The following is a 10,000-nucleotide window of genomic DNA, read 5'->3' on the forward strand; positions in this document are numbered from 1 at the left end:
GACGCCCAGCGCCTAAAAGTCAATCTGGCTTTGACTGAGCAAATGCCGCCGGCTCTGGTGGTGGGTTCACGGGCTACAGTGCAACTGGTGCCAAAAGACAATAGTCTGCTGGCGGCTTTGGCTAAAGGCCAGATTCAACTGATCAGCCTGCTGCATTATGTCTATTAGATGAGCCAAAGTTATGTTTGCTGCGCATCCCTTTAATAAAATACTGCGGCTGGCCTTTGGTGCCAGCCTGGGCTTACTGCTGGCCAAACTGACCAACTCAGATCAATGGGGAGTGTTTTTCACCATCAGCCCAGTGCTGTTATTAGGTCTGATCCCCAGACTGACACCTTTTGTTGTACTGCAATATCTGACGGCTAACTTGCTCGCTGGCGCTATGGTATTGCTGTACAGCTGGCTTGGCGCTTTAAGTGCTGTGATGACGCTGTTGGTATTTCTCTATTTTCTCTGGCTATTCCGCTTGATGGCTAAAGGCGCACTTTTTGTCTTTGCCGCCATAGCTATTATTAATGGCAGTATCTTTTTGCATTTTGCCAGCTACCCCAGCATGGACCCTGGCCAGATGCTGGGGCATGCCCTGGTCGCTGTCTTGTTTGCTTTGTTGATCAGTGGCTGCGTAATTTGGATCTTCCCTGTGCCAGAGCACCCCCTGCACATGCCTCCGGCTAAAACGCCACGGGAACAGCAGCAACAAAGCCTGGTTGCTGCAGCTATAGCTACGTTGTCTTTTGTCATTTTTCAAATGCTGGACTTGCAGGATTCTTTATCCGCTCAGGCCAGCAGTATCCTGATTTTATTGCCTATGAGTTTCACTGGCATAGTGCAAGCTGGCATCAAAAGGGCATCAGGTGTGCTGCTGGGCTCGGCCTACGCCATAGCGGCTCAGCTGGTGTTATATGACAACTACCAGCATTTACCACTGACCATGCTGGCGTTTTTTATTGGCATGCTAATTTTTGCCAGGGCTCAGCAAGTCGAAGGTCCGGGGTCTGGCGTGGCATTTGGTGGCATGACTACTATGGCTATTATTTTTGGTCAGTATTTAAAGCCTGATCAGGATTTAATGTACAGCGCCTTGTATCGTATCAGCTCAGTCAGTGTTGCCGTCATGCTAACTCTGGTGTTAGCCACTGTACTTTATCTGCAACTGGAAAGAAAAAGCCCACCAGGTCATTGACTCAGCGGGCTCTTCAGTGGGATCAAAAGCTGTTTTATTCGGCTTTTTCGTCTGACATGGCTTTGTGCAGTTTCACTGCACTACGACCTTTACGCATGCGGATATTGATCATCTCAACAATCACAGAGAACGCCATCGCAAAGTAAATGTAACCTTTTGGTACATGCACATCAAACCCTTCGATCATCAGGGTAACGCCCACCAGAATCAGGAAGGATAACGCCAGAATTTTTATAGATGGGTGCGCATCAACAAAGTCACCTATAGATTTAGCAGCAAACATCATCACTGCTACGGCAGAGATAATAGCTATAGCCATGATTTCTATCTGGTTGACCAGACCCACAGCTGTGATCACTGAATCTAAAGAGAACACTATATCCAGGATAGCAATTTGGATTAGCACCATAAAAAGGTTATTAGCAACCACTTTAGGGCCTGCGTCTTCACCACCATCAACCCCTTCCAGACTATGGTGAATTTCCTGAGTCGATTTGGCCAGCAGGAATAAACCGCCGCCAATTAGGATCACATCACGACCGGAAATATCATTACCCAATACAGTAAACCAGGTTTCGGTTAACCCCATCACCCAGGAGATAGAGAACAATAAAGCCAGACGGGCAAACATAGCCAAACCCAGTCCCATGCGGCGGGCAAAGGCTCGTTGATGCTCAGGTAGACGCCCCACCAAAATAGATAAAAAGATAATATTGTCTATACCTAAGACAATTTCCAAAGCAGCCAAAGTGCCCAAGGCTATCCAGGCTTCCGGACTGGCGATCCATTCAAACATACAATATTCCCGATGCGTTTAATTAACTGCGGCTAGTGTAGCGGCTTTATCTGCGAATTTCAGCTGGAACCTTTGGTTGTTGCGGTATCTTTGGCAATTGCTTTTTGTGTTCAATCAAAGCGTAACGCTGCTTTAATTGCTGAATTTGTTGCTGCTGCTCTCGCAGAAACTGGTTAAACCTTAGTATTTGCTCTGGGTGTTTTTGACTGGACAAATGAAAAGCCAGATTAGTAAAAGGTAAATGTTCAGCTATCACCAAAGTTCCGCTGTCTTTCATCTGAGCCAGGTGATACTGAGCCACATTGTATTCAACATTGGCGGCATCCACCCTGCCCTTTAGCGTCATGCCTAAGGCTGATTCAGCATCTGGCACATCTAATATTTTGAATTTATAGTTCTTTTTCAAGCCAACCCATAAGGTCGGAGAAAAACCATGAATATTTGCCAACAGCCTGAATTCCTTCAGCCGCATCTGCTGATTTTCTGGCAATACCATAGTGCCCCCTAAAGTGTAAATCACTGGATCACTGTAATATTTAGTGACCTTGTGATCGATATCCAGTTGGGGTTGCCACACCAGATTGTCCGGGTAGACAAAGTCAGTCAGTTCAGCGGCATCTTTATACAACCTTTTGACCGGTAATGCTTTAAACACAAACTGGTCGCCACTCCATTGGCTATATAGCTGGATCAGGTCAAAGAAATAACCTCTGGGGTGGTCTGAGCTAAAGTCATAATGGGGATAATAGTCTAATTGCTCTATGCCAATAACATAACTTTTGGCCACAGTGGCGCCACTGAAAAAGCTCAGACAGCAGGTTAACAACATCAATACAACTCGCATGGGACTCCGACTTTCTCACTGATACCTTATCCCCGGCTAAATCTGGCCTAGCTGGCCTTATACCTTCGTTCTGGTGGCAAATAACCGGGAATACGATTTAAATCTACTTCATCTATTTGTGTGGGTTTTAAAAATTGTTCAGCGTATTGCAGATAAACTTTTTGGTCGATAAAAATATCAAACAAATCGGGATCTATGTGCTGATTCTGAGTCATTCGTCCCATAATGGCCAGACATTCACTTAACGGCTTGCCTTCTTTATAAGGCCTGTCACAGGCAGTTAAAGCTTCGAAGATATCGGCAATGGCCATCATACGGGCCGGGATCGACATTTGCTCTTTTGTTAAACCTTTAGGGTAACCTGAGCCATCCATCTTTTCATGATGGCCACAAGCAAATTCAGGGACTCGCTGCAAATGCTTGGGGAAAGTCAAAGACTCCAGCATGTCGACAGTAATATCCATATGGCGGTTAATAATTTGTCGTTCTTCAGGCGTCAGAGTGCCGCGAGCTATGCTCAGGTTATAAATTTCGTTGTCGGACAACAGGTTTTGTTCTTCGCCAGCAATATGAATCTGTTGTTGTCGGCCAAAATCAGCGACACGTTGCTGATCGCTTTTATCCATAAACTCGCCTCCTATATTGGCCTTGCGCAGAAACTCACGCTCTTGATCCAAGGCGGCCAAGCCGTGCGCCAATTGCTGTTGCAACAGCTCAACCTGAGCCTGATCCTGCAGATAAGTCGCCAGACTAAGTGGGCCGGCCAGGCTTAATTCGAAATCCCTTTTTGCTATTTCAATTTTTGCATCTACCAGCGCTATCCGGTCAAAAATAGTTTGCAGCTTACTGGCTTTATCCATTACATATTCTGGTGTCGCTATTTTTCCACAATCGTGCAGCCAACCTGCCACACTTAACTCATGCCTATCCGCTTCTGTCAGCACAAAATCAGCTAAAGGCCCGAAGTTATGCCGGTGTACCGCATTCGCTAACATCATGGTTAACTCAGGCACTCTCTTACAATGCCCCGCAGTGTAAGGCGATTTTTCGTCTATAGCTTTAGCTATCAGTCTTGCTATTCCCTGAAACAAGGCCTCCATATCTTCAATCAGTTGTTTGTTCGTTAGAGCGACTGCTGCCAGAGAAGCCAAAGAGCGCACCCACTCTATTTGCTGAGCTGAAAAAACACTGACCTGCCCCTCGACAGTGGCATTAATCAGCTGCAATACACCATTAAGTTCGCCTTCGTGATTTTTCATAGGGACTGTCAGCACAGACTGAGTGTGATACCCGGTACGCTGGTCCATAGCACGTGCAGCGCTTAAGTCATATTGGCCAGATGCATAGGCATCGGGAATATGGATGACGTCTCCTTCAGCAGCAGCTATCGCCACTATGGCGTGCCTGTTCACTTCACCTTCCACATAGATAGGAATAGAAGGAAAAGGCGCTGGCTGGCCTGAACTGCCTCCCAAATGCAGTTTCAGCGAATTGTTGATCAGAGTTTCAAATTTCAGACTCTTGTCAGGCGTTACCGAATAAATAGTGCCACCGTCAGCCTGAGTTAAAGCCTGAGCACTTTTTAATATACGCTCCAACAGAAGGGTGGTGTCCCGTTCTACCGACAACGCAATACCTATATCTATCAGATGCTGCAATACCGCAGGTTCAGTCATCATCATTCGCTACCATTACTACTTATCTGCATGAGTATAGACTCCATCCCATTCAGCACCAGGTGGATGCTGAAGGTACTGATCCAGTCGTTCGAGATACAAGGCGTATAATTTATGGTCTTTCTGCTGCTGCAATGTGGTCCATAACAGTTTGGCCTCACTCCAGTTTTGCTGTAAATACAATGCAATAGCCTGTTCATGTTGCTGTAAAGCTGCCACAACATCCGGGCTGGTCAGTAAGTCAGGATCAATAGGCTCATACAGCCTTACTGCTTCTGTTTTTCCTTTCACCCGTACTTTATCGACAGAACGAAACCTGACTCCCTGACATTGCTGCGCGGTAGACTGGCTGACCAAAAACCTGACGCCATAATATTTAGTCAGGCTTTCCAGCCTGGACGCTAAGTTCACAGCATCTCCAAGCACTGTATAGGCTCTACGATAGACAGAACCCATATCCCCAACGTTCATTTCACCTGTATTGATCCCCACACCAATATCTATGGCCGGTAAACCTTCAGCCACAAAATTCTGGCTAAGTTCGTCCGTAATTTTCAACATAGAAAAGCCTGACTTTACCGCCAGCAGCGCATGGTCTTTTACATCCAAAGGAGCATTCCAGAACGCCATAACCATGTCACCAACGTATTTATCAATAGTCCCCTGATGCTCAAAAATAGTTTTAGTAATAGGCGAAAAATAGCGGTTTAACAAAGACTTGAGCTCTGTCGCCGTCAACTTCTCTGACAGACTGGTAAAACCTCGAATATCTGAAAACAGCACAGACATCGCCTTTCTTTTGCCATCCAGACTCAGGCTGTCCGGATGATTCAGCATTTCTTCGATATGAGCTGGAGGCACATACTGGTCAAAAATTGATTTAATCCTGGCCTTTTGCTGTGAAGCGCTAAAAAAACCATAGATCAGATTCAGCAAGGTCAAAGCTAAAATAAGCAGCAAGCTGGATGTTAAAGGTAAATCCAGTTTCAGCACTTGCCAGCTATAGAGGTTAGCCGTCACTGTCAGTAATAACAAACCCGCCCCTGTAGTGGCTAAGGCGACAGGCCCTAAAGCAGGGAAAATCAGACTCATCAACACACCCATACTGACTAAAAACAGAAAGACCAATGCCTCAGCCCAATCAGGCTGGGAATGGATCAATTGTGGATAGAGCAGCCCCTCAAATATGTTTGCATGCACTTCAACTCCGGGGTACTGCATACCAACGGGAGTGGAGCGCAGATCCGCATGCCCCACAGCTGAAGTTCCGACAAAAACCACTGCATCTTTGAAAAGTGTTTTATCCACTTCCCCTTGCACTACATTAACAGCTGAAACATAAGGAAAGCTTTTGGCGGGCCCCCGGTAAGGAATAAGTACCCTGCCATATAAATCTGTAGTGATCAGGGTATTCCCAACTGTCACCCCAACGACAGTGTTAATCCGCTGTAAAGCAGCAGTCTCTACTTTTACCTGCTGCGCCAGCGCATATAGACGGGCGGTTTCCAATGCCAGTGAGGGATAAATTTTGTCCTGATAGCGGATCAAAAGTGCTGCCTTACGAATAAAACCATCAGGGTCAGGTGAAGAATTAATAAAACCTGTGCCCGGGCTTTGTTGTAGTACTGTTGTGTTGGCCACGTAACCAACAAAAGAACTGACAGAGCTCCTCCCGACCGGGCTATCTAGTTCCACATAAGTTGCAGGTAACTGACCAACAGCCACCTGGTCTTGCTGAAACAAAAACCCCAGCACTACTTCTTTGTTTTGCAGACTACTGGCAAAACGCTGATCTGCATCTAAAAAAGGGGCGACTTTTTGCAGCTCAGAGCTGGTCTGAGCGGACAACTGTTGTTGACCAACACGCTGCAACACTTGCTGCACCGGATTCACTTCAGGCTCAGAAAAAATCACATCAAAAGCCACAACAGCTGCACCGGCAGCAGTTAACTGTTCCAGCATTTCAGCCACAATCAGCCGACTCCATGGCCAACGACCAAGCTGTTGCAGACTTTTTTCGTCAATATCTACAATCACAACAGGCAAATCTGTTGTCGTTCTGAAGGGCAGCATCAGTTTTAATCTGAGGTCATACAACAAACCATCCAGCCGCTTCAACACGGCCTGTTCTTCATTCACTGCATTGAACTGGACCAACACCAGAGTGAAGCAGAATAGCAGGCTGCACAGCATTACCCATTGATGGCGACGCCAGTACTTCAGCACCACAACTCCATTCCTTCTTTAGCTAGCAGTACTTCTGGGCTATGACCGGAGAATTGTTGCGCCAACAGATCCAGCTGTTGGTCCGTTCTGGCTGGATCATGGCTAAAAATCACCAATTGTTTTACCCCGGCATCGGTGGCCAAATCCACAGCCTGACTGATCAGAGAATGACCCCAGCCTAGTTTATATGGCATGTCGGTTTCCAGGTACTGGCCATCATGGATCAACAAATCCACTCCGGCGACAAATTCCAGCCATTGTGTTCTGGACGTTGTCGTCTGCTCCGGAGGGAAAAGCTCGTTGTCTGTGACATAAGCCAAAGTTTGACCATCCGCACTGATGTGATAAGCGCTGCCAGACCCCGGATGATTCAACCTGCAACGACGAATAGCAAAATCTCCAAGTTGCCATTGATCAGCGGCCATAGCAGTTATACGAATATGTGAGGCTAATTGCTGTGATGCCACAGGAAAAAACTCACCAGACATTTGCTTCAGAATGGCTTCATTGTCTTCCGCTTGAGTTTTACCCGGAATAATACGGATCAGGCGACCCGCCTGATAAGCCGGGGCAAAAAAAGGAAAACCCTGTATATGATCCCAATGGTTGTGGCTCAGTAATAACACCAGCTCTTCAGTGCCGGACAGTAATTCTTCCCCGAGAGAGCGGATACCTGTGCCTGCATCTAAAATCAACTGCTGTCCACTTTGACTGGTTACCAGGATACAAGGAGTATTGCCTCCATACCTTTGAGTCTCAACACCAGGAGTAGGGATAGAGCCACGCACACCATAAAATTTTATTTGCATGATGATTCACTACTGGTTATTTGGGTCATATTCATCCAACCTGTACTGCCTGAAGGCCAATTTGTATTTGGGGCTAAAAAATTTACTCCACCCCAGCAAAAGTTTGTCACCCGCCAGTTCCATAGTTAAGTTGGAAGTAAACCCAAACCCAGTGAACACATGAGCACCTGCTGTGCCGGAACTATATTCAAAGTTAGGATCCCAGCGTCCGGGGGCACTGCCGGAGCCATCCAGCAATACCCGGCCAATCCAGGCATTAGCCCCATAAGTTCCGGCCATCAACAAACGACCAGCCCCATCGAGTAGAATTTGTTTAATCACTAAATCTATAGCGACAGAATTACTGAAGCTGCTATAAAGCCGGGGCTGGGCCGAATTAAAAGAAGTATCGGCCAGACCATCGGGTTCCAAACGGTACAGATAATACGAATCGTCGCCTTCAAAACCTTGTGACATAGCAAAGATCAAATGCCCTGTACTATCAAAAGCAAAACTATTCATTTTCTCGTAATAAACCGAATTAGCATTGAGATTGATCAAGCTGTAACCAAGGCCTGCAGTGCCAAATGCATGTGATGGGCTATTGTTGCTATTCATCAGCACCCCATCGTCTGTATAGCGGGCAACAAAAAGCTGAGGATCGGAGGCGAGTTTATATTGCCCCGCTATGACTATATTGTCGTCCGGGTCGAGTTCCATAATGTCGAGATTTTCCGCTGTAGTACTGCTGTCATCTAAGGCGCTGAAGAGCGCAAAACCAGCATTACCAAAACTGCTGTCTACAGTTCCGTCCGTATTTAACCGGAGTAAGCTAATATCAACGTTATTTGGGCTACTGAAGCGGTATTCAGCGCCCACCAACAACTGACCCGCTGAGGTTAAGCGCAATTGAACCGCTGCTGATTGATCATAAGTTCCCAATGCCGCAGGGGTGAGTTCGAGCACACCTGTGGCAAAAGTTGGATCCAGATCACCATGCTGATCCAGTCTGAGCGAGTAGCCAATTTCATGATCAGAACTGTCAACTCCGTAGCCTGCGACATAGATTTTGTTATCCGCCGCCTCAAGTACAGCCTTGATCGTCATTTCGCTCAATTGCTCATCTCTGAGCAGCACAACACCGTGATTACCAAATGTCTGATCTAATGCACCGTCCTCAGCCAAACGACCAATGAAGCCTTGCTGATAACTCCCATTCACAAAGGAATAACTGTAACCATAAAACAATGTTTTATCGGTTTGGTCGTTGAGGATTAACCTTTGTGTGCCCTGCAAAACGTCAGTGCCAAAACCAGCGTTAAACCAGCGTTGGCCATCCGCCGAAAAACTTGTGGTAGCGCTAAGATTAAAAGACTGATACTTGCCGACCCAATTAAATGCGACATCGCTGACATCGCCATAAGCAGGATCCTTCATTTGTGCCAAAAGCCATAAATCAGCACCAGCACTGACCAGTTCGACAGCTGTTAGCTCTCCGTCAAAAGACAAAGGTTGATCAGTTTCAAAGGCACCGCTGAGACTATACTTACTTAACGAAAGCATATCCTCTGCAGCTGATGTGGTGGCCGTGAAAACGTAGAATCCAGAGGCGTCGTAACTAACCGCTTTATAAGACAAAGGCTTGTCATTGTCTCCATTCACCTGGAAAAAACCACCATTGCCAAAAGTTGAATCCACCAGCCCATTGCTGTCCAGTTTGAAGAATAGCCCATCCGGACTGCCAGGATTCGCTCCATCAGTCAGGCTGCCTACGACATAAAGATAGTCGTCATAAAGTACGGCATCGTATGGGATCGAGCTTTGAAGACCAAAATCATATTCATAGTAGCCTGGTCCAAAGCCAGGATCGTCCTTGGTGAAATCTGAAAAAAACCTTGCCACTACTATATGTCCATTAGCTGATTGGCCTATGCCGTAGTATTTATTACTACTGTCCTGCAGCACCTGGTCAAACTGCTCAATAGCTGCAACGTTGCTAATCCAGCCGTTTTGGTACCCAGAGTCAGCAAACTCCAGCAAAAAGCCTTCATTGCCATTTCTAACCCCGGATACTACATAATGTCCAAGATGATTCTGAATCAGGTCTGTGGCCTGAGCATCTCCACCACAGGGTGTCGCCTCGCATAACACGTAACCAGTGCCATTACCAAAAGTTGGATCCAATACGCCTGAACTGCTTAGTCTGAACAGAACAAATCCTGAACCGCTGTTGTCACTGTAATTTGCCAGTACCACTAACTGATTGCCGCTGGTCAGTACAGCAGCCACAGCATCTTCTGTGGTATTGGACAATATACGGTTTCTGAACAGGCCATCATCAGCATAAGTTGTATCTATCGAACCATCAGCTTTCAGGCGGACCACAAACAACTCTCTATCTGCTGTCGAGTGCACTGTGCCAAGGATCAAACTCTTACCATCACTAAGGGGAATGACTGATACAGGATTGTTGTACTCGCCACTGAG

The 10,000-nt window shown here is 46.6% G+C and carries 7 protein-coding genes; 1 reads left to right on the plus strand and 6 read right to left on the minus strand.

From position 1 onward, the window contains the following. Positions 1 to 181 precede the first annotated feature (181 nt). Positions 182 to 1,183, plus strand: a complete 1,002-nt coding sequence (locus LDL40_RS05500; RefSeq protein ID WP_300994177.1) for a DUF2955 domain-containing protein — start codon at positions 182 to 184, stop codon at positions 1,181 to 1,183. Between the two features lie 34 nt (positions 1,184 to 1,217). On the opposite strand, the gene LDL40_RS05505 is transcribed toward LDL40_RS05500, so the two are convergent. The 6 genes from LDL40_RS05505 to LDL40_RS05530 all read right to left on the minus strand — a co-directional run. Further along, positions 1,218 to 1,979 (minus strand): TerC family protein, encoded by a 762-nt coding sequence (locus tag LDL40_RS05505; protein WP_300994179.1) that lies wholly within the window; start codon positions 1,977 to 1,979, stop codon positions 1,218 to 1,220. A gap of 46 nt (positions 1,980 to 2,025) precedes the next feature. Beyond that, positions 2,026 to 2,823 (minus strand): hypothetical protein, encoded by a 798-nt coding sequence (locus tag LDL40_RS05510; protein WP_300994181.1) that lies wholly within the window; start codon positions 2,821 to 2,823, stop codon positions 2,026 to 2,028. A 47-nt stretch (positions 2,824 to 2,870) separates the two neighbouring features. Continuing rightward, positions 2,871 to 4,505 (minus strand): HD family phosphohydrolase, encoded by a 1,635-nt coding sequence (locus LDL40_RS05515; protein ID WP_300994183.1) that lies wholly within the window; start codon positions 4,503 to 4,505, stop codon positions 2,871 to 2,873. 12 nt (positions 4,506 to 4,517) lie between these two features. Continuing rightward, positions 4,518 to 6,725 carry a CHASE2 domain-containing protein gene (locus LDL40_RS05520; protein ID WP_300994184.1) on the minus strand — a complete coding sequence of 736 codons (2,208 nt, stop codon included), beginning with the start codon at positions 6,723 to 6,725 and terminating at the stop codon, positions 4,518 to 4,520. Beyond that, on the minus strand, positions 6,719 to 7,534 hold the full coding sequence (locus LDL40_RS05525) for an MBL fold metallo-hydrolase (protein ID WP_300994185.1): 816 nt from the start codon (positions 7,532 to 7,534) through the stop codon (positions 6,719 to 6,721). Before LDL40_RS05525 ends, LDL40_RS05520 begins: the two co-directional genes overlap by 7 nt. A gap of 9 nt (positions 7,535 to 7,543) precedes the next feature. Beyond that, the coding region (locus tag LDL40_RS05530; RefSeq protein WP_300994186.1) for a hypothetical protein at positions 7,544 to 10,000 on the minus strand (2,457 nt) is incomplete at its 5' end.

Source organism: Rheinheimera sp., assembly GCF_020217005.1.
In the GTDB taxonomy this organism is placed as follows: domain Bacteria; phylum Pseudomonadota; class Gammaproteobacteria; order Enterobacterales; family Alteromonadaceae; genus Pararheinheimera.